General features: G+C 42.3%; 18 protein-coding genes, 1 tRNA gene and 1 other annotated feature. Of the genes, 5 read left to right on the top strand and 14 right to left on the bottom strand.

Annotated elements, in window-relative coordinates:
• Window positions 1-233: 233 nt before the first annotated feature.
• From clpB to rluD, 3 genes are all read right to left on the bottom strand, one after another.
• Entirely contained in the window at window positions 234-2807 is a 2574-nt protein-coding gene (gene clpB, locus AC4IFT_RS21495; protein ID WP_490752698.1) for an ATP-dependent chaperone ClpB, read from the bottom strand.
• A 124-nt stretch (window positions 2808-2931) separates the two neighbouring features.
• Window positions 2932-3666: a purine nucleoside phosphorylase YfiH gene (gene yfiH / locus AC4IFT_RS21490; RefSeq protein ID WP_490752696.1), complete on the bottom strand. Its 735-nt coding sequence runs from the start codon at window positions 3664-3666 to the stop codon at window positions 2932-2934.
• Window positions 3666-4643, bottom strand: coding sequence for a 23S rRNA pseudouridine(1911/1915/1917) synthase RluD (gene rluD / locus AC4IFT_RS21485; protein WP_273803289.1), 978 nt, complete (start codon window positions 4641-4643; stop codon window positions 3666-3668). Before rluD ends, yfiH begins: the two co-directional genes overlap by 1 nt.
• A gap of 137 nt (window positions 4644-4780) precedes the next feature.
• On the opposite strand from rluD, the gene bamD reads away from it, so the two are divergent.
• The 3 genes from bamD (at window position 4781) to pheA (ending at window position 7649) form a co-directional block, all read left to right on the top strand.
• Entirely contained in the window at window positions 4781-5512 is a 732-nt protein-coding gene (gene bamD / locus AC4IFT_RS21480) for an outer membrane protein assembly factor BamD (RefSeq protein WP_206084797.1), read from the top strand.
• Window positions 5513-5861: 349 nt separating this feature from the next.
• Entirely contained in the window at window positions 5862-6191 is a 330-nt protein-coding gene (raiA, locus tag AC4IFT_RS21475; RefSeq protein WP_206084780.1) for a ribosome-associated translation inhibitor RaiA, read from the top strand.
• 141 nt (window positions 6192-6332) lie between these two features.
• Window positions 6333-6451, top strand: a sequence feature (Phe leader region).
• 25 nt (window positions 6452-6476) lie between these two features.
• Complete coding sequence (gene pheA, locus AC4IFT_RS21470) at window positions 6477-7649, top strand: bifunctional chorismate mutase/prephenate dehydratase (RefSeq protein ID WP_490737342.1); 1173 nt, start codon at window positions 6477-6479, stop codon at window positions 7647-7649.
• A 46-nt stretch (window positions 7650-7695) separates the two neighbouring features.
• Here the strand turns inward: pheA and AC4IFT_RS21465 are convergent, their stop codons facing one another.
• The 8 genes from AC4IFT_RS21465 to ffh form a co-directional block, all read right to left on the bottom strand.
• The gene (locus tag AC4IFT_RS21465) at window positions 7696-9261 is read right to left on the bottom strand and encodes a methyl-accepting chemotaxis protein (RefSeq protein ID WP_490737340.1); all 1566 of its coding nucleotides are present in this window, start codon (window positions 9259-9261) and stop codon (window positions 7696-7698) included.
• A gap of 313 nt (window positions 9262-9574) precedes the next feature.
• Window positions 9575-10696 carry a bifunctional chorismate mutase/prephenate dehydrogenase gene (gene tyrA, locus AC4IFT_RS21460; protein ID WP_490752694.1) on the bottom strand — a complete coding sequence of 374 codons (1122 nt, stop codon included), beginning with the start codon at window positions 10694-10696 and terminating at the stop codon, window positions 9575-9577.
• 13 nt (window positions 10697-10709) lie between these two features.
• On the bottom strand, window positions 10710-11804 hold the full coding sequence (locus AC4IFT_RS21455; protein ID WP_273803286.1) for a 3-deoxy-7-phosphoheptulonate synthase: 1095 nt from the start codon (window positions 11802-11804) through the stop codon (window positions 10710-10712).
• A gap of 463 nt (window positions 11805-12267) precedes the next feature.
• Window positions 12268-12621: a 50S ribosomal protein L19 gene (rplS, locus tag AC4IFT_RS21450; protein WP_273803285.1), complete on the bottom strand. Its 354-nt coding sequence runs from the start codon at window positions 12619-12621 to the stop codon at window positions 12268-12270.
• A gap of 41 nt (window positions 12622-12662) precedes the next feature.
• On the bottom strand, window positions 12663-13427 hold the full coding sequence (gene trmD, locus AC4IFT_RS21445; protein ID WP_219245952.1) for a tRNA (guanosine(37)-N1)-methyltransferase TrmD: 765 nt from the start codon (window positions 13425-13427) through the stop codon (window positions 12663-12665).
• Window positions 13428-13465: 38 nt separating this feature from the next.
• Window positions 13466-14011 carry a ribosome maturation factor RimM gene (rimM, locus tag AC4IFT_RS21440; RefSeq protein ID WP_047757188.1) on the bottom strand — a complete coding sequence of 182 codons (546 nt, stop codon included), beginning with the start codon at window positions 14009-14011 and terminating at the stop codon, window positions 13466-13468.
• Between the two features lie 18 nt (window positions 14012-14029).
• On the bottom strand, window positions 14030-14278 hold the full coding sequence (gene rpsP / locus AC4IFT_RS21435; protein ID WP_004264823.1) for a 30S ribosomal protein S16: 249 nt from the start codon (window positions 14276-14278) through the stop codon (window positions 14030-14032).
• 136 nt (window positions 14279-14414) lie between these two features.
• Entirely contained in the window at window positions 14415-15776 is a 1362-nt protein-coding gene (ffh, locus tag AC4IFT_RS21430; protein WP_490737334.1) for a signal recognition particle protein, read from the bottom strand.
• Between the two features lie 374 nt (window positions 15777-16150).
• On the opposite strand from ffh, the gene AC4IFT_RS21425 reads away from it, so the two are divergent.
• Both AC4IFT_RS21425 and AC4IFT_RS21420 read left to right on the top strand, forming a co-directional pair.
• Window positions 16151-16942 carry a cytochrome C assembly family protein gene (locus AC4IFT_RS21425; RefSeq protein ID WP_490737332.1) on the top strand — a complete coding sequence of 264 codons (792 nt, stop codon included), beginning with the start codon at window positions 16151-16153 and terminating at the stop codon, window positions 16940-16942.
• 41 nt (window positions 16943-16983) lie between these two features.
• Window positions 16984-18270 (top strand): CNNM domain-containing protein, encoded by a 1287-nt coding sequence (locus AC4IFT_RS21420; protein WP_490752693.1) that lies wholly within the window; start codon window positions 16984-16986, stop codon window positions 18268-18270.
• Between the two features lie 64 nt (window positions 18271-18334).
• Here the strand turns inward: AC4IFT_RS21420 and luxS are convergent, their stop codons facing one another.
• The 3 genes from luxS to AC4IFT_RS21405 all read right to left on the bottom strand — a co-directional run bounded on the left by luxS (window position 18335) and on the right by AC4IFT_RS21405 (window position 20833).
• Window positions 18335-18850 carry an S-ribosylhomocysteine lyase gene (gene luxS / locus AC4IFT_RS21415; RefSeq protein ID WP_490752691.1) on the bottom strand — a complete coding sequence of 172 codons (516 nt, stop codon included), beginning with the start codon at window positions 18848-18850 and terminating at the stop codon, window positions 18335-18337.
• A 154-nt stretch (window positions 18851-19004) separates the two neighbouring features.
• The gene (gene gshA / locus AC4IFT_RS21410) at window positions 19005-20570 is read right to left on the bottom strand and encodes a glutamate--cysteine ligase (protein ID WP_353244678.1); all 1566 of its coding nucleotides are present in this window, start codon (window positions 20568-20570) and stop codon (window positions 19005-19007) included.
• A 186-nt stretch (window positions 20571-20756) separates the two neighbouring features.
• Window positions 20757-20833 (bottom strand) — tRNA-Arg (locus AC4IFT_RS21405).
• Window positions 20834-20998: the final 165 nt, after the last annotated feature.

The following is a 20998-nucleotide window of genomic DNA, read 5'->3' as shown; positions in this document are numbered from 1 at the left end:
TCGCGCTTTGCGTTGTCTTGTTCCCGGTCAGTGGATGCGCATTATAGGGAGTCAGAAAAATCTGGCAAGTGTTTTTTTGAAAATAACTTTCAACTGATTATCTTTTACACTTTACGCCCAGTTTTAGGCCAATAACTGCTTTTTTATTGCCCATTTGATAAGAAAAAGGCGGCATATTGAATGCCGCCTTTGGGTTTTACTATTGGATCAATGAACTAATCTGGCTTCATTGATTACTGTTTTGCTACAATTTCGTTGTTCTCTACATCTAAGACAACGGGTTTACCTGGAAGTAACCGACCAGATAAGATTTCTTGTGCAAGCGGATTTTCAATTTCTTGTTGAATAGCACGTTTCAACGGCCTTGCACCAAATATTGGGTCAAAACCTGCTTCACCAATCTTCTCAAGTGCTGCTGGTGTTGCTGTAACTTCATAACCATGCTCTTCAAGACGTTTATACAAACGCGCCAATTGAATATTCGCAATATTCGTAATTTGTTCTTTCCCTAATGGGTGGAACACAACCACTTCATCAATACGGTTAATGAACTCAGGTCTGAAACTATGAGATACCACTTCCATCACCATATCTTTCATTTCTGAGTAACCAATCATGCCAAATCTTTCTTGGATTAAATCAGAACCCAAGTTAGACGTCATGATGATAACGGTATTACGGAAATCCACAGTGCGACCTTGACCATCCGTTAAGCGCCCATCATCCAACACTTGCAGTAAGATGTTAAAAACATCAGGGTGTGCTTTTTCAACTTCATCTAACAAAATGACAGAATATGGACGGCGTCTTACTGCTTCCGTAAGGTACCCACCTTCTTCATAACCAACATACCCCGGAGGTGCACCCACTAAACGTGATACCGCATGTTTTTCCATAAATTCGGACATGTCGATGCGCACCATTGCATCATCACTGTCGAACATAAAGTTCGCTAACGCTTTACATAACTCGGTTTTACCAACCCCAGTTGGCCCTAAGAACATAAACGAACCAATCGGTCGATTTGGATCAGATAACCCTGCGCGGCTACGACGAATTGCGTTCGATACTGCAACAACGGCTTCGTCTTGGCCTATCACACGTTGATGGAGTTGCTGTTCCATACGTAACAGTTTCTCTCTCTCACTTTCCAGCATTCTTGAAACAGGAATACCTGTCCAACGCGCCAAAATTTCAGCGATTTCAACATCCGTCACCTTGTTACGTAAAAGCTTCATGCTTTTACCTTCCGCTTTGGTTGCGGCTTCAAGTTGCTTTTCTAACTCTGGAATACGGCCATATTGTAATTCAGACATTTTGGCTAAATCACCCATGCGGCGCGCTTTTTCCATTTCGATACGCGTGTTTTCCAGCTCAGCTTTAATATGTTGAGTACCAGTCAACGAAGCTTTTTCCGCTTTCCACTCTTCTTCTAATGCTGAATACTCGCGTTCTTTCTCTGCCAGTTCTTCTTCTAGCATTTCAAGACGTTTTTTACTCGCATCATCCGATTCTTTTTTCAGTGCTTGCTGTTCAAGTTTCAGCTGAATAATACGGCGTTCCAATCTATCCAAGGATTCAGGTTTTGAATCCATTTGCATACGCAGGCTTGCACCCGCTTCATCAATTAAGTCGATAGCTTTGTCTGGCAACATACGATCAGTAATATAACGATGTGATAATGTTGCTGCGGCGACAATCGCAGGGTCAGTAATTTGTACATGGTGATGGAGCTCATAACGCTCTTTCAAACCACGTAAAATTGCAATCGTGTCTTCAACTGAAGGCTCTGCGACATACACTTTTTGGAAACGACGCTCTAACGCAGGATCTTTTTCTATATATTGGCGGTACTCATCTAACGTCGTCGCACCAACACAGTGTAATTCACCGCGGGCAAGGGCAGGCTTCAACATATTCCCCGCATCCATTGCACCATCGGCTTTACCTGCACCAACCATGGTATGCAGCTCGTCAATAAAGAGAATGACGTTACCTTCTTGTTTTGCAAGGTCATTCAGAACGGCTTTCAAACGCTCTTCAAATTCACCACGGTATTTCGCCCCTGCAATCAAGGCGCCCATATCGAGGGATAAAACACGTTTATTTTTCAGCCCTTCAGGAATTTCACCATTGACAATACGCTGAGCCAATCCTTCAACAATCGCCGTTTTACCTACACCTGGCTCACCGATCAATACCGGGTTATTTTTTGTACGACGCTGTAATACTTGGATGGTACGACGAATTTCTTCGTCACGACCAATCACTGGGTCTAATTTGCCTTGTTCTGCGCGTTCAGTTAAGTCGACAGTATATTTTTTCAAGGCTTGGCGCTGGTCTTCAGCGCTTTGGTCATTCACTTTTTCTCCACCACGCATCTGTTCTATTGCCTTTTTTAAATTATCTTTATTAACACCTGCTGCTTTGAGCATGTCTGCTAATGTTGTATTGGCTTCTAAAGCGGCGATAAGGAATAATTCAGAGGAGATAAAGTCATCTCCATGCTTTTGTGCCAATTGATCACATAAGTTTAAGTGACGCATTAAGTCACTTGATGGTTGAACGTCTCCCGCCACACCTTGCACTTGAGGCAAACGCCCTAATGCATCTTCAATCTTTTGCTTAAATTGCACGGCATTAACACCAAGTGTCGTCAGCAAAGGACGAACAGTGCCACCTTCTTGATTAAATAAGGCACTTAATAGATGAATAGGTTCGATAAATTGGTTTTCGCGCCCAAGGGCTAAAGATTGGGCGTCAGCGAGAGCTTGCTGGAATTTATTAGTTAAACGATCCAGACGCATAACACCTCCGATAAATGAGATTAAATTTGCTACTGGATACTAGATGAGGTCTATTTTTAAATATTCAAGTTTCGCATTGAATAATTTTTGTTATATCTGTTAATTTAGAGTAAAACTCCAAACGCTAGTTATTTACCCATACCAAAGAAGCCATTCTTCCCGTTTTACCCTCACGTCGGTAGGAAAAAAATCTGTTTTCATCACTTACCGTGCAAAAATCGCCCCCATAAATGGCATTAATCCCTACCGCATTGAGCTTTTTACGGGCTAATAAATAGATATCAGCAAGGTACTTATCATTATGAGGTGTAAAAGCAGAAGCCAAATCAGATGATTGATTAACAAACGCCTGCTTAACTTCGGCACCCACTTCAAATCTTTTTGCACCAATCGCAGGTCCAAGCCATGCCATTATTTCATTGGCAGGACTGATGAATTGACGAACAGTATTTTCAAGTACGCCATTGCATAGCCCCCGCCACCCTGCGTGAGCCGCTGCAACTTCTGTTCCATCTTGATTACAAAATAAAACGGGTAAGCAATCCGCCGTCATAATGGCACAAACTTGCCCTGCTTGATTGCTATATACCGCATCCGCTTGTTTGTTTTTGATTTCACTGCCATCAAGATGAAGAACGTGTGTACCGTGGACTTGCTCAAGCCACACAGGTTGTTGTGGTAATTGAGCAAGGTCGACAAGGCGCTGGCGATTTTCACTGACGGCTTCAGGGCGATCGTCAACATGGTCGCCAAGATTTAAGCTGTTAAAAGGTGGCAGGCTCACACCACCAGCACGGGTTGTGCTACAACTTGATACGCTTTTAGGTTGCGGCCAATCAGGGAAAATCAGTGTGCTCATTACCAATCCATATTGTCTTTATGAAGTTCAGTGTCTGCCTTTAAGGCTTCAATAAGCTTAACCATATCATCAGGTAACGGAGCATGCCACTCCATTTGAATGCCTGAAATTGGGTGATACAAGCGCAACATTGTTGCATGCAGTGCTTGCCTATCGAAATTACGCATCACTTCTAAAAACTCTTCCGTGGCACCTTTCAATGGGCGAGGACGGCCACCGTATAATTGATCGCCAATTAATGGATGGTTGATATGTGCCATGTGAACACGAATTTGGTGCGTTCTGCCTGTTTCTAAACGCAAACGTAAACGCGTATGTGCTCTAAAATGCTCCATAATACGGTAGTGTGTGACCGCAGGTTTACCCATTGGGTGCACTGCCATGTGAGTTCTTTTCGTTGGATGGCGAGAAATCGGCTCTTCAACCATACCACCCGCAGTCATGCGACCTACGGCAACCGCTTCATACTCACGCGTGATTTCTCTTAACTGTAAAGACTCCACTAAATGCGTTTGTGCTGGAACGGTTTTTGCGACCACCATTAGCCCTGTCGTGTCTTTATCAAGACGGTGAACAATTCCCGCTCTTGGGACATCAACAATTTCTGGGTAACGGTATAATAAAGCATTTAAGATTGTTCCGTCTGGGTTGCCAGCACCCGGATGCACGACTAATCCACGCGGTTTATTGATAATTAGGATATCTTCGTCTTCATAAATAACGTTAAGTGGAATATCTTGAGGTTCCCAACGATTATCTTCTTCAATAAGGGCGTCGATTAAAATTTGTTCACTACCTAAAACTTTTTCCTTTGGCTTATTGATAACTTTGCCATTAACCTGCACTCTATCATCTAAAATCCACTCTTTTATGCGTGAACGTGAATAATCAGGGAACAATTCGGCCAAAGCCTGATCTAAACGTTGACCGAGCTGTGATTCAGCGATAATTGCACTAAGTTGTACTTGTTGAGCCATAAATTAATCTACTTTTTGGTGTTTGTATTTTGACGGCGCTGCCGTTTCATTTAAAATATATGCTATTGTAACTCGAATTTTGCCGGGAGCCTTATGGATAGACTCCCTCGAAACACTCAGAGGATAACCTACACGTGATGATACGTATGAAAAATCTGGTGGCTGCAGCCACGTTGAGCCTGGTTTTAGCTGGGTGCTCCAGCAACCCTGAAGTCAGCCCTGATAGCTCCCCTGCTGAAATCTATGCAACGGGTCAGCAAAAACTACAGGATGGCAACTTTAAAGCTGCTATCAAACAGTTTGAAGCCCTTGATAACCGTTATCCGTTTGGCCCGTACGCCCAGCAAGTTCAATTAGACCTGATTTACGCCTATTATAAATCAGCTGAGCTGCCAATGGCGATAGCCGCGATTGACCGTTTCATGCGTTTAAACCCGACTCATCCAAATATTGACTATGTCCTTTACATGCGTGGTTTAACCGCGATGGCCTTGGACGATAGTTTACTGCAAGGCTTGTTTGGTATCGACCGTTCAGATAGAGACCCTCAGCACGCTCGCGTCGCATTTAAAGACTTAAGTCAGCTGGTTCGCTACTATCCTAACAGTATGTATGCAAACGACGCTAGCAAGCGCTTAGTCTACTTAAAAGAACGTTTGGCAAAATTCGACCTTTCTGTGGTTGAATATTACAACAAACGGGGTGCTTATGTCGCGGTTGTTAATCGTACAGAACAAATGCTGAAAGATTACCCAGACACTGAAGCAACACGCAATGCCCTTCCATACATGGAAATTGCGTATAAACAAATGGGTTTAAATCAAGAAGCAAATAAAGCCGAAAGTATTATTGTTGCAAACCCACAATAATACCGAGTTTGATCTAAAACAGCAGCCTCGGCTGCTGTTTTTGTTTGTCTGATTGGCTACCAAATTTACCGCGTTCTCTTACTTTTTTGTCTTGATTAATCAATCTTTTAGATTAGCTAAATTTTAACCCAAAAAAAGATCCGACTATTAACCGTACCGATAGCCAACTTAATCAGTTTCCCCTAATCCATTCATTTTGGCAATGCTTTTCCTTCCCTTTTTTATACAAAATCACACTTCGGGTGTGAGTTGCATCCCCCCTGAATTAGATGTGATCTACATCAATTTTTTATTACTGATAACGCGTATTCTGAATTCATCAAAGACGGAAACAATGAGAGGTAACACTATGATAGTGAACATAACTAGCAAACAAATGGATATTACCCCAGCTATTCGTGAACACATTGACAGCCGTCTAACAAAATTGGATAAGTGGCAGGTTTCCTTGATAAATACGCACATTGTTTTATCAAAAGAGCCACAAGGTTTCATGGTTGATGCAAATATCAAAACAGCGACAGGTAAATTAGTCGCTAGCGCCAAACATGAAGATATGTACGTTGCAATAAATGAACTGATCAACAAACTCGAAAGACAACTCAATAAAGTGCAACATAAAGGAGAATCAAGAAGAGCCAACAATAGTGTAAAAGAAGCGAACCTCGTTACGTTATAATTTTATATTATCTATCAACTTATCTTGAAACTTTGCAAAACGCGCCTGCAATAGGCGCGTTTTTTATGTTTATAATTCTTTTTTATTGACTTCTTATGGCGTATCGGGTTTATTTAAATCAAGTCTATTTAAAGGTATTCACATGAAACGTAATTTTGTTTTCTTTTTCTTCTTTAGCAACTCCTAATTAGGGGCTTTTGTCGTTCGAGAAAGAAAAGAAGACAAAATTAGAAAGCCCCCAACTAGGGGGCTTTTTTTATATCACGACATTACAGGGTGGGCAGGATGGAAAACAGCACTAATTTACTGAAAGTACGAGAAAAAATAAGCCAGTTAGATAGTGAGCTTCTAAACCTTTTGGCAAAACGCCGTGGGTTTGCAGCAGAAGTTGCAGAAACAAAAATTGATGACAACCGCCCTATTCGTGATAAAGACCGCGAACGCCAGCTTTTGGATGTTCTTATTAATAAAGGCAAGCCACTTGGCCTTGACGGCTTTTATATTACTCGCTTATTTCAGATGATCATCGAAGACTCGGTATTGACCCAACAAGCGATTTTACAAAAGCACTTAAATTTAACGCCGAGTGACACTGCTCGTTTTGCTTTTTTAGGTCCCAAAGGTTCTTATTCACATATCGCAGCGCGCCAATATTCTGCTCGTCATTTTGATCAACTTGTCGAATGTAGCTGTAATAAATTCCAAGATATTTTTTCATTAGTTGAAAGTGGGCAAGCAGAGTACGGTATTTTACCGATTGAAAATACCAGTTCAGGGGCAATTAATGATGTTTACGATTTACTGCAAAATACATCACTCTCCATTGTGGGGGAAATCCGTTTACCTATTAACCACTGTTTGCTCACCACGGGTAATACCGATTTAAGCCTCATTGATACAGTTTACAGCCACCCTCAACCTTTCCAGCAATGCAGTCAATATTTAGCCCAATTCCCGCAGTGGAAAATTAAATATTGCGACAGTACTTCCACGGCAATGCAGATGGTTGCGGAGCAAAACGCCCCCAATGTGGCAGCTCTTGGTAGCGAAGCAGGCGGAGCGTTATATAACTTACACGTTGTTGAGCACAATTTAGCGAACCAACAAATCAATATGACCCGCTTTATTGTGGTAGCACCGCAATCTATTGAAGTTACTGAACAAGTTCCTGCTAAAACCACGCTATTGATCACCACAGGACAGCAAGCAGGGGCATTAGTTGATGCATTAGTCATTTTAAAAAATAATAAGATAATTATGAGTAAATTGGAGTCTCGTCCAATTAATGGCAAACCTTGGGAAGAGATGTTTTATGTAGACGTTCATGCAAATTTACGTTCAGATAATCTGCAACAAGCACTCAAAGAACTTTCTGCAATTACACGTTCAATAAAAGTATTAGGCTGCTATCCATCTGAAAATATTGTTCCTGTTGAACCTGAAAAAGTGGCACCATAGTTAAACATTAAAGGCTGCTTAAATAAAAAGCAGCCTTTAATCAAGATTACACCGTCGTTTCTGACTGATAGTTAGAATTAACACGGAAGTAATTCACGAGTTTTTTCAGGTGGAATGCTTGTTCATTTAATGAATCTGCCGCCACAACGGATTCCTCGACTAAGCTAGCATTTTGTTGTGTCGTTAAATCCAATTGCCCCACTGCACTATTAATCTGTGAAATTCCGTCACTTTCTTCTTGGCTTGCTTGACCAATTTCTTGCAGTAACGCGTTCATTTCCTTCACACTATCAATCATGCCATGAATTTGCTCAGTCGCTTTTTCGACGAGCTCCATACCTTCTTTGGTTTGCGATGAAGAGTTCTCAATCAGTCCCTTGATATCATTGGCTGATGCCGCACTTTTTTGTGCTAATAAGCGCACTTCACCGGCAACCACCGCAAAACCGCGACCATGTTCTCCAGCTCTTGCCGCTTCGACTGACGCATTTAACGCTAAAATATTGGTTTGGAATGCAATCGAGTCGATTAAATTAATAATGTCTGTCATTTGCAATGATGATGTATTAATAGCTCGCATCTTACTGGTCAATTGATTCATCATCTGACCATTATTCTGTACAACAACGGCTGCTTGTTCTGCTAACATGCTGGCTTCATGGGTATGTTCTGTGGTGTTTTTTACGGTTGAAGTAATTTGTTCCATAGAACTTGCTGTCTCTTCAACCGATGCAGCTTGCTCTTCAGTGCGCGCGGCTAAGTTCTGATTACCGGCTACGATTTGCCCTGCCGCAGCGGAAATACTTTCAGAGCCTTTTTGCACCTCTTGGACAATTTCAACTAGCTGGCCTTTCATGTCATTCAGTGCATTCAATAAAATTCCCGTTTCATCTTTTGAGTCCACTTTAACGTCTTTCGTTAAATCACCATTGGCAATAGACTGTGCTAAACCAACAGCGCTTTCGAGTGGGCGGGTAATCATGATGGTAATAAACCACCCCATCGCACAACCCGCAGCAATGCTGATCACTGAGAGAATTGCCAGTAAGATTTTATTGCTCTCATAATCGGCATTGACAGTACGGCCAATATCCTGCATTTCGAGATCTTGAATAGCCATTAATGTTTGGATGTGATCTCGATAATCCCTCTGAATGCTTGATGTCTTTGTCATCATCTCATCAATAGCTGCTTGGCGATTATTTTCTGAAAGGAATGTATTAATACGAGAAATTGATGCGTGGAATTGTTGACGAATAATCCGCAATTCAGAGAGTACCTCTTTAGAGCGGTCGTCCGTGACATTTTTTTCTAAGCTCTCCATCAATTCATTAATTTTTAATGTAATTTTGGCTAACTCTTCACGCCGCTTATCGCTCCCTCGGTCATCAAGTAAAATCAATTCTTGAATACCAATAAATGAATAAAAGTTATCCATCATCTGCCCTGCTGTTGAGGCAATAGGGTAACTTTCATAGAGAACTTGTTTCATCCCATCATTGGCTCGGTTCATATTGGCCAAAGAAAAGAGTGAGCTCAGAATAATAAGCGTAACAAATCCCCCAAATGCTATCGTTAACTTCATACTAATTTTGAGATTTTTAAAAGACATATGTTTACCACGCTAGCCATCGTTGAATGAGTAGTGTTATCGGTAAAATACGTCATATCTTTACCATATAAATCGATCGATTTTTAAATATCAATTCTATGAATCGATTAATTTGTCATTAAATGAGAGAAAATTTCTTTATTAGGCAGGAAAGGAAGTTTTTTAATCAAAAGCACAGGATATAAGTAAAATTACGTACTTAAAATAAAATATCTAAATTGGATGGTCAAAAAAAAGAGATTACCTGAAATAACAATAAATTAACAGTAAAAAAGCCCTCTACTGCAAACAGCACAATAGAAGGCGGGGATGATTACTTGCGGTTATCGTTGGCACGTTGCAACAACGATTGGCTTTCTTTCATAAAATGGTGGGCATCTTCACCGAACCACTGACTAACTTGATTAAACTGGCGAATAAATTCTGCTTTATCTTTCTTTTCAAGCATTTCAATAGATTGCCCTAAAAGCTGATGATAGCGGCGAATTAATTCTACGTTTTTATCCGAAGACATGATGATATCCGCATACAGCTGGGGGTCTTGAGCAAATAACCGCCCCACCATCGCCAGTTCTAAACGGTAGATGGGGGATGACAGCTCAAGAAGCTGCTGTAAATCGATATTCTCTTTTGCCAAGTTTTGACCATAAGTAAAGGTCGTAAAGTGGCGTAATGCTTGGATAAAACTCATGTTTTTATCATGCTCTTGCGCTGAAATTTCTTTCAAACGCGCGCCCCAAACTAATAACTGTTCAAGGAACCATTGATAAGACTCTGCGCCACGACCATTGCAATAAGCAAAAACTTGCTTTGCAACGCTGCCAATATCAGGCCCAAACATCGGGTGAAGCCCCAAAACAGGCCCTTCATGAACAGCTAACATGGCCTCTAATGGTTGTTGTTTGATAGACGCAATATCCATCAAAATAGTGTCTTTACCCAATTTTGGTAATTGATTGATCACCTGAACTGTTAAGTGGATTGGCACACTGACCATCACCACGCTAGCACCTGTAACAATGGATTCTGCCTGCGGCCAATCCTGTTGATTCAGCGTTTTCACTTGGTAACCAGACAACGTTAGAAGGCGATGAAATAACCGCCCCATCTTCCCATCACCGCCCACGATAACAATTGGGCCAGCATTCGGGTTGAGCGTCTTGAAACCTTTGTCATTTTCACGTGCGTAAGATTCACGCATGATCCGACGCAATATATCTTCAATCAGATCAGGCGGGATCCCCATGCGTTCTGCTTCGGCGCGGCGAGCCGCTAGCATGCTCGATTCCCGCTCTGGCACATAAATTGGCAACCCGTGTAAGCTTTTGACTTCGCCAACTTCCGCCACAAGTTGCAACCTTTTGGCTAATAAATCCAATAAGGATTTATCAACCGCATCAATTTGGTCCCGTAAATGGGATAACTCAACAGACATACTAATACCTTGATCAGCTCACTTTGCTCAATTTCTGCGTGCGTTGTTCAAGCACAGGCAATAGCGCCTGATGTAAGTTACGCAATACAGTCTCTGTTGTCTGCCAGTTAATGCAGGCATCTGTCACAGAAACGCCGTACTTCATCGCATCGCGTGGCTGTTCAGAGGTTTGGTTGCCTTCATTAATATGGCTTTCCAGCATAATACCTGTAATTGACTCATTACCATTAACAATTTGTTCGATAATTGAATCAACCACCAGTGGCTGACGACGGTAATCTTTATTTGAGTTACCGTGACTGCAATCCACCATTAATGATGGCTCCAACCCTGCTTTACGCATTTCGGCTTCACATGCCGCAATATCTTCTGCGCTGTAGTTTGGTGTTTTACCACCGCGTAAAATCACATGGCCATTGCTGTTGCCTTTGGTGTGCAATAAGCAAACTTGACCCGATTGGTTAATTCCCATGAAACGATGTGGCATTGCAGCCGCTTTCAATGCGTTGATTGCCGTAGATAAACTGCCATCCGTACCATTTTTAAACCCAACAGGCATTGAGAGACCCGATGCCATTTCACGGTGGGTTTGTGATTCAGTGGTTCTTGCACCAATTGCAGACCAGCTGAATAAATCCCCTAAGTATTGTGGATTATTTGGGTCTAATGCTTCGGTCGCCAGTGGAAGCCCCATATTGACTAAGTTAGTCAATAAGTCGCGAGCAATATGCAGGCCTTTTTCCATTTGGAATGTTCCATCCATAAATGGGTCACTAATCAAGCCTTTCCAGCCCACTGTCGTCCGTGGTTTTTCAAAGTACACACGCATCACAATATATAAGCTATCACTTAACTCTTCGGCTAATTTTTGCAGGCGCTCACCATATTCAATCGCAGCATCCACATCATGGATTGAGCAAGGACCACATACCACGAGTAAGCGAGGATCACGTTGATGGATAATATCCGCTATAACTTGACGTGATGTCGCAATGGCATGCAGGTTGCTGTGACTCAGCGGATATTTTTCTTTCAGACTCTCAGGAGTAATTAATACCTGCTCGTCTTGAATATTCACATTGTTGAGTACATCTTTTTGCATGATCATTTTTTACCTACTTAATTAGCTTATATTTGCTTAGTTTATTGTTTACGTATTGTGTTTGAGTACATGGGTAATAACATACCATGCATCGTAAACAATTCAATCCATTTATGTAAAATATCCCCACTATCGTAAATAATAATTTACACTCATGCAATCCGCTGATAATAAATAGAATTAACATCAAATTAACATTTCAACATTCAATATAGAGTTAAAATATAGCTTTTTAGTAAAGATTAATTTACACACTGAGAAATTAACTTCTCAACTATATTCTAAATAGTTCGAGTTGTAGCAAGGCGGCAAAGTGAGGACATCGCAGGGAGCATACATAAGTATGTGACCTGTGTGGCTGAGCGAAGCCAACACAGCGACAACTTGAAATATGACGAATATAGTGACGAATATAAAAAGGCCCGCACTAAGGCGGGCCTCTTCAACTTTCGGATGTAGCGAAAGCGTATTACTTGGCGTTCAGACGCTCTTTAATACGAGCAGCCTTACCAGAACGCTCACGCAGGTAGTACAGTTTAGCTCTGCGAACAGCACCACGGCGTTTAACAGCAATGCTATCTACGACTGGTGAGTGAGTTTGGAATACACGCTCAACACCTTCGCCGTTAGAAATTTTACGAACAGTGAATGCAGAGTGCAGACCGCGGCTACGAATAGCGATAACCACGCCCTCGAATGCCTGCAGACGTTTTTTAGAGCCTTCTACGACCCATACCTTAACTTCCACGGTGTCACCCGGACGGAATGAAGGTACGTCCTGCTTCATTTGCTCTTGTTCAATTTGTTTAATAATGTTGCTCATAATAACTCTCTTACCCTAGGTAAACTGATATGTTTAGACAATTAATTGTCTGGATTCATTTGTTGCTCAGACTGATGTTCACGTTGGAACTCAGTCAGCAACATCCTCTGCTCGTCAGTCAGAGCTAGGCTTTCCAGAAGCTCAGGTCTTCTAAGCCAGGTACGGCCAAGTGATTGTTTCATGCGCCAGCTATCTATTTTAGCGTGATTCCCCGAAAGTAATACATCCGGGACTTGCATGCCATCTAACACTTCAGGGCGGGTATAGTGAGGACAATCTAACAAGCCATCGGCAAAAGAATCTTCTTGAGCAGAAGCTTGGTGACCTAGCACCCCCGGTATAAACCGAGAGACTGAGTCTATCAACACCATTGCGGGGAGCTCCCCACCACTGAGAACGTAATCGCCGATGGACCATTCTTCGTCAACTTCGGTTTGAATGATACGCTCATCAATGCCTTCATAGCGGCCACAAACAAGAATTAGCTTCTCATTGGTTGCCAGCTCGCAAACACCGTCTTGACTTAGTTTGCGCCCTTGCGGTGAAAGATAAATAACCTTTGCACCCTCACCAGCCTCAGTTCTTGCTGCGTTGATTGCATCCTTTAACGGTTGCACCATCATCAGCATGCCTGGACCACCACCATAGGGGCGATCATCAACAGTTTTGTGCCTATCGTGGGTAAAGTCCCGCGGATTCCAGCACTCAAATGTTAGCAGGCCATTTTTCACTGCCCGACCAGTTACCCCGTACTCGGTTATTGCGCGGAACATTTCGGGAAACAGGCTAATTACACCAATCCACATGATATCGTCCCACTTATCAAAACCGTTCAACCGGAGATTTAAAAACCAGGATCCCAATCCACTTCAATGAGTTTGGCATCGAGATCGACTTTCTTGATAACCTGCCCATCAAGAAACGGAACCAACCGCTCCTTGATGCCAAATGCATCTTTTAAATTCGCCTTAATGACCAGTACATCATTCGAACCGGTCTCCATCATGTCAGTGATGGTACCAAGGTCATAGCCTTGTAACGTCACTACGTGGCAGCCCATCAGGTCTTTCCAGTAGTATTCGTTTTCTAACTCAGGAAGTTGGGTTGAATCAACCGCAATTTCAAAGTTAGTCAAAAGCGCAGCTGCATCACGGTCATCGACCCCGTTCAGCTTGACGATGATATCCTTGTTATGATGTTTCCAATCTTCAATTTCAATGTGTTGCCATTGACCTGAACGTTGGATAAACCAAGGCTGATACTCAAAAATACTTTCAGCATGCTCGGTGGACGAAAAAACTTTGAGCCAACCACGAATACCGTATGCCGCACCTAATTTCCCCAATACAATTGGGTTTTCAGGTGGCTGTAGTTTAGTTTGCTTGCTCATTGTTACCACCGCGACAGATTAAGCTGCTTTCTTAGCTTGTTTGACCAGTTGTGCAACACGGTCAGAAATAGTTGCGCCTAAGCCAACCCAATGCTCAACACGGTCCAAGTCTAAACGCAGTTCTTCTGCTTGACCTGCAGCGATCGGGTTGAAGAAACCGATACGCTCAATGAAACGACCGTCACGCGCATTGCGGCTATCGGTTACAACGATTTGGTAGAACGGACGTTTTTTAGCGCCGCCACGAGATAAACGAATTGTTACCATAACATCCTCATTAGTTAACAAAACAACCAGACTCCATCGAGGGATAGAGTCCGGCTGTCATATAAAAAGCCCGAAAAGTTTACTCACTTTGACACAAAAATCAATCAAAAGTGCGTTTTGTTTGAGGCTTTATTGCTTAACGCCCCGGAAAACCCGGAGGCATCATACCCTTCATGCCGCGCATCATCTTGGCTAAGCCACCTTTTTTCATTTTCTTCATCATGCGTTGCATATCATCAAATTGTTTTAAAAGGCGGTTAACTTCTTGCACGGTCGTTCCCGAACCTGCCGCAATACGGCGTTTACGAGAACCTTTAATAATTTCGGGTTTTTCGCGCTCTTTGCGCGTCATGGAGTTAATCATCGCTTCCATACGGACCGTGATTTTATCATCCATTTGTGATTTAACCGCGTCTGGTAACTGGGACATCCCCGGCATTTTGCTCATCATGCTCGCCATGCCACCCATATTACGCATTTGCTTTAATTGACTTAAAAAGTCGTTTAAATCAAAGCCATCACCCGTTTTGAGTTTTTTCGCTAATTTTTCCGCTTCATCACGGTCAACTTTGTGCTCAATCTCTTCAATCAGAGAAATCACATCACCCATACCAAGGATACGGGAAGCAACACGTTCTGGATGGAAAGGTTCTAAAGCGTCAGTTTTTTCACCAACCCCTAAGAATTTAATCGGTTTACCTGTGATTGCACGAATCGACAGCGCCGCACCACCACGCGCATCACCGTCAACTTTGGTTAAAACTACCCCAGTCAATGGTAAAGCTTCGTTAAACGCCTTCGCTGTATTTGCCGCATCTTGCCCTGTCATCGCATCAACAACGAATAAGGTTTCAACTGGCTTAATAATACGATGAACTTCTTGGATTTCCTCCATCATCGCTTCATCAACGTGTAAGCGACCTGCGGTATCCACCAATAACACATCGTAGAATTGGAGTTGTGCGTGCTTTAAGGCTTTTTGTACGATAGCCGCGGGCTTTTCTTGCACTTCTGATGGGAAGAAATCAATGCCAACCGATTCGGCTAAGGTTTCAAGTTGTTTGATCGCCGCTGGGCGGTATACGTCAGCAGAGACCACTAAAACTTTTTTCTTTTGTTTCTCTTTTAAATGTTTACCCAGTTTTGCAACGCTGGTTGTTTTACCCGCACCTTGCAAACCCGCCATTAACACAACCGCAGGCGGCTGAGCCGACAAGTTGAGCTGATGGTTTTCTTCCCCCATCGCTCGAGTCAGTTCATTTTGAACAATTTTAATGAACTCTTGGCCCGGTGTTAGGCTTTTATTAACATCTTGACCAACGGCACTTTCTTTGACTTTCTGGATAAATTCACGGACAACGGGCAACGCCACGTCAGCTTCCAGCAATGCCATGCGAACTTCGCGTAATGTGTCTTTAATATTGTCATCAGTGAGACGCCCACGTCCGCTGATATTGCGCAACGTGCGCGATAGTCTGTCGCTTAAATTATCAAACATATGTCTTAGCTCAATTCTGTTGATGGGCCGATGTTTAGCCTGATCTGGTTGCTAATGCGCCTAATTTCAAGTGCTTTAGTGTCAACAAGTTGAATTATAAGTATCAAACCTTCAATTTAACGAAGGAAAAGCACGATAAAAAATATTTTCCCGATTGTATCACACTTGCTATTTTTTCGCTGCCCTCTGTTTGAAACAGATGATACGGGCTATTATGGCATGAATTTCTGGGAAAACAGTGGAAACTGTAGGTACATGAAGTGCTATCTATCGCGAATGTACCATGATTGGCTCGACCAATAGTTGGAGCCAGCTCCCGTACACGTTATACTATAAAATAACTTTCCACTAAAAATGAATATCGACACTATACTATGCCAGTATTTGCAGTCATAGCAGTTTGTACATACATGATCAGCCTGCTGCTGATCGTTCCAGGCCAAGTGCGCAAGCAACCACTTTATCGCCGTTTGGCAATGTTACTTGCCATTGTTGCGTTAGTGACGCACGCCATCACATTAAAATTACTCATTTTTAGTGAAGCTGATGGACAGAATCTCACTCTGCTAAACCTTGGTTCTGCGGTAAGTTTACTGATGTGCCTGATTATGACTGTTGTCGCCTATTGTGGAAAAGCATGGTACTTAACCCCTGTAGTTTATAGCTTTGCTATCATTAATTTATTGCTTTCAACAATCATGCCCGGTGAGTTTATTACTCACTTAGAAGCCAGCGTGCCACTGTTTGTACATATCGGTTTAGCCTTATTAAGCTATGCCACGTTACTTATCGCAGCCCTGTATGCATTTCAAGTTGCGCTTATTGACCACCAACTCAAAAATAAAACCTTAAAATTTAGCCCTGATATGCCGCCGATGATGGTGGTAGAGCGTAAAATGTTCCATATCACCCAAGTAGGTGTCATTTTACTCACACTCACTTTATGTACTGGCTTTATTTATATGGATAATATCTTTGATAAAGAAAACATCCATAAATCGGTGTTATCGGTGATTGCTTGGTTTGTCTACATTACCTTGCTTTGGGGGCACTTCCACGGTGGCTGGCGCGGAAAACGCGTTTTATTCTTCCATGTGGCTGGCTCAATCATTTTAACCATGGCTTTTTTTGGTAACCGTCTACTCCAACAGTTTATGGTACCTTGAGTTTTCACTAGCCTTCCCATATTGCAATAAGGAACCTTGTTTTGGATGATGTGTCTACCAGTACGCTAATCATCATACTGATTGTTTTAATTTTTGTGTCAGCCTACTTCTCCGCTTCAGAGACGGGGATGATGACATTAAATCGCTATCGCTTAAAACACTTAGCAAAACAAGGTAATCGCTCGGCAATTCGTGTCGAAAAACTGCTTAAACACCCGGATAAACTGCTCAGCCTCGTTCTGATTGGCAATAACTTAATTAATATCGTTGCTTCTGCCTTAGCCACCATCATAGGCATTCGCTTATATGGCAACGCAGGTGTGGCGATGGCAACGGGGATTTTAACGTTTGTGATCCTGATTTTTGCAGAAGTGATGCCAAAAACACTCGCTGCACTCTACCCTGAAAGAATCGCATTCCCCAGCAGCTATCTTCTAAAACCCTTGCAAATCATTATGATGCCAGTGGTATGGACCTTTAATACGATTTCTGCACTCCTTTTACGTTGTTTAGGTATTCGTTCCTTAACGGCTCGCACAGATGCTGTAAACAAGGAAGAGCTGCGCACTATTGTTAATGAGTCAAAACATAAGATTAGCCGCCGTAATCAAGACATGCTGATTTCCATACTGGATTTAGACAAGGTGACGGTTGGCGATATTATGCTGCCAAGGAATGAAATTGTCGGTATTGATGTTAATGATGATTGGAAATCAATTATCAGGCAGCTAACGCATTCTCCCCACGGCCGGATAGTGCTTTACCGTGACTCCCTCGATGATTCAATTGGTATTTTACGGGTACGAGAAGCCTATCGATTAATGATGGAAAAACGTGAGTTCAACAAACAGAATCTCATTAAAGCCGCAGACAACATTTATTTCATTCCCAATAGCACACCGCTAAATGTTCAGCTTATTAACTTCCAACACAAAAAAGAAAAGTTGGGAATTATTGTTGATGAGTACGGCGAAATTCAAGGGCTAATCACGGTAGAAGATATATTAGAAGAAATTGTCGGTGATTTTACGACTTCGATGTCCCCTTCGCTAGCAGAAGAAGTTTTGCCTCAAAGTGACGGGAGCGTCCTTGTAGATGGCTCTGCAAATATTCGAGACCTGAATAAGGCGTTTGATTGGAATTTGCCTGTGGACGGACCTAGAACGGTTAACGGTATGGTACTCGAGGTAATCGGAGATATTCCACAGCTTGAAGAGCAAATTGTCGTGGGTCATTACATGATTGAGGTATTGGCCATGAATGAGAATACCATTAAGCAAGTGAGGATCACCCCGCTGACTTTTAGCTCTCAAATCCCTGACTTATAGTTTTTTCTGCAAAAAAACGCCCGAATAATTCAGGCGTTTTTTATATGCAAGAACACATCAAAAACTAGACGTGAAGCTGTTCCAGTTTGTCCGCTGGTAATGCTAAATCATCATTTTTATTGATACCAATGTTTGATAACAACACATTACGCGCGATTTGCTGAGCTTCTTCCAGTGAATGCATTTTATAAGTGCCACACTGATATACGTTCAACTCTGGAATTTTGTTTTGGTCTTTGACGTTTAGAACATCTTCCATTGCGGCTTTCCACGCATCAGCGACACGCTGTTCAGCTGGCTGACCAATCAAACTCATGTAAAACCCAGTGCGGCAACCCATCGGGGAGATATCGATAATTTCGACACCATTGCCGTTAAGGTGGTCACGCATAAAACCTGCGAACAAGTGTTCTAATGTGTGAGTCCCTTTTTCCGTCATCGCTTCTTCATTTGGCACGGTAAAACGCAAATCAAAAACAGTGATGGTATCACCACTTGGCGTCTTCATCGTTTTTGCCACACGAACAGCGGGCGCTGCCATGCGAGTATGATCGACAGTAAAGCTATCTAATAATGGCATTTCGTGACCTCCTCAAAAATTAAAAATATATTTTTAAAATAAATGAAACTATTTTGAAAATGCGGAGTCTTAATTAATGAAAGACGCGCAATTTGTTATCATCCCTAATTCTCTAAGAGATTTTTATTTGGCCACCTTGAGTGGCCACTTTCTTTTAGCGTCCTGCGTGAATGCGTAGATAGTCTTCAAAGGATTCAGTTTCGCTCTGTTCCATCTTCGCTTGTTTCTCAATAGAAGCCAACCTTGCTTGTTCAAACTGTTCTTCCGTGATGACTTCATACGGCTCATTGATTAACTGTTCAAAATATTTTTCAGCTAATTCTAACCCGTAACCCCCGATGCCTTTTTCTAACATCTCATCCATGACTAACGCAGAGTATGTTAGGGTTGGGTCTTCAAACATCGCAACAAACTGATGGCAAACATCTTGATATTTCGCATCGCAACAAGTGTCGAGCACTTCAGCGACACGAATCAAATCATTAAATAACTGCTGGCCGACTTCCACCAATGGTTTCACTTCGCTACCACAACCAAAACCAATCACTTGGCCAGGTTTGCGCCCTTCGAGGATCACTCGATTCCAGTTTTGGCGACAACAATCAAGTTCCTGAGCATTCATTTCTGGCGCATCGGCAAGCACGCACCATATTAAGAATAGATCAACAAAACGCGCTTGGGTTTCATTTACACCAATAGCACTGAACGGGTTGATGTCTAAAGAGCGCACTTCAATGTATTCGATACCACCACGCAATAACGCATCAGAAGGCGACTCAGTGCCTTTAGGGACGCGTTTAGGTCTTATTGGGGCATAGAGTTCATTTTCAATTTGCAACACGTTAGAATTAAGCTGAACGTATTTACCATCTTTTTTCACACCCAGTTTTTCAAACTCAGGGGAAGGCTTGTGAATGGCTTTTTTCAGGTTTTCAACATATTCACCCAGTTTATTGAATGTAATATTCAAATCACTTTGTGATTTATTGGTATAACCAAGGTCACTCATACGTAAAGATGTCGCATAAGGCAAATAATAAGTGCCACATTCGGTTTTATCGAATGTTAGTGTGGTATCCCTATCTTTTAAGAAAGAGCCACAAATAGCAGGGGATGCCCCAAATAGATATGGGATCACCCAGCCAAAACGATAGTAGTTTCTGATCAAGCGTAAATAGCCATCTGAAATTTTTTCTTTACCGCTTTCACTTTCAGGATCATCAACACCTGCCCATGCCTGCCAAAACTCAGTTGGCAAAGAAAAGTTATAATGCACCCCTGCTATCGTCTGCATCAATGCGCCATAACGATTTTTAAGGCCTTCACGGTATAGGGTTTTAAAGCGCCCGACATTAGAAGTACCATATTGAGCAAGAGTGATTTTATCTTCACTTTCGATAAAGCACGGCATACTGAGTGGCCACATTCTTTCATCTTGAAGATGACGCGCAGTATAGCGATGTAAATCCCTGAGAAAAGCCAAGTTATGGCTAATACTTTTATCTACAGGAGTAATAAATTCGAGTAAGGACTCCGCAAAATCTGTCGTGATCCATTTATGTGTTAAAGCTTGCCCTAACTCTTCAGGATGCAGCGTTTCTGCAATTGAGCCTGTTGGAGTTACACGCAATGTTTCGCGCTCAATACCACGTTGAATGCCATTGAGTGTTTCTGGGTGCGCCTCTAACCATGAGAGCGCTTTCGATACGTCCGGGATCAAATCGACCTCCCGCCTGTGATGTTAATTTATTTTATTAAGGCAATTACTTTAGCTTAAATCACATAAATTGTCGCTGTCTAGATGTGTGGTTTAGGAGGGATTAGCGCAAAAGATGCATTGAAAATGTTATTTAATTGACTTTTCAGGCAAAAAAAAACTCCTCAAGTTGAGGAGTCTTTCTTATGATGGTGCATCCGGGAGGATTCGAACCTCCGACCGCTCGGTTCGTAGCCGAGTACTCTATCCAGCTGAGCTACGGATGCAAAATTTGGTCGATAAATATCGAGTTATTTCAATAACTATTGAATGACTACATTAAAGATATTATTGATACGCTAACTTATTAGCTAAGAGATGGTGCATCCGGGAGGATTCGAACCTCCGACCGCTCGGTTCGTAGCCGAGTACTCTATCCAGCTGAGCTACGG

This window comes from Providencia sp. UF-183 (assembly GCF_058246155.1).
Note: the sequence above shows the minus strand (reverse complement) of the source record. Positions and strands in the feature narration are given on the sequence as shown.